We start from the raw sequence: 487 nt of genomic DNA, 5'->3' as shown, positions 1-487 counted from the left end.
CGCTTTGTGCGTCAGGTTCGACTGCGACAACCTCGGGTGGGCACTCGCAAGCTGCATTATCTGCTGCAGGGTCAGGATGATGGCGGGCTCAAGGTCGGGCGTGACAGGCTGTTTCAGATATTGGCCGAGCACCGCTTGCTGGTGCTGCCCAGGCGGGCGTATCACAAGACCACCCACAGCTTTCACCGTTTCTATCGTCATCCCAACTTGCTCAAGGCGGGGCCAGAGCAGGTCACGCCGGTGGCCCCGGAGCAGGTCTGGGTCGCTGACATCACCTATCTGCCAGCCAGGAGCGGGCCGCTGTACCTGAGCCTGGTGACGGATGCGTACTCACGCAAGATAGTGGGCCATCACGTGCACGAAGGAATGCATGCCGAATCGGTGGCGATGGCGTTCAAGAAAACGCTGAAGCAACGGCGTGGCGGCGCTGAACTCATCCATCATTCGGACCGCGGCGTGCAGTATTGCTCTGGGCTGTATCAGTCAC

The 487-nt window shown here is 60.8% G+C and carries 1 protein-coding gene; it reads left to right on the top strand.

The features are described 5' to 3' along the window. A partial coding sequence (locus tag VF684_RS20940; RefSeq protein WP_440174402.1) for a DDE-type integrase/transposase/recombinase occupies nucleotides 1-487 on the top strand: 487 nt, incomplete at both ends.

It is taken from the genome of Aeromonas sp. Lyrl_2 (genome assembly GCF_051948815.1).
GTDB classification, from domain to species: Bacteria; Pseudomonadota; Gammaproteobacteria; order Enterobacterales; family Aeromonadaceae; genus Aeromonas; species Aeromonas veronii.
The sequence above is the reverse complement of the archived record's forward strand: the minus strand, read 5'-3'. Positions and strand labels throughout refer to the sequence as shown.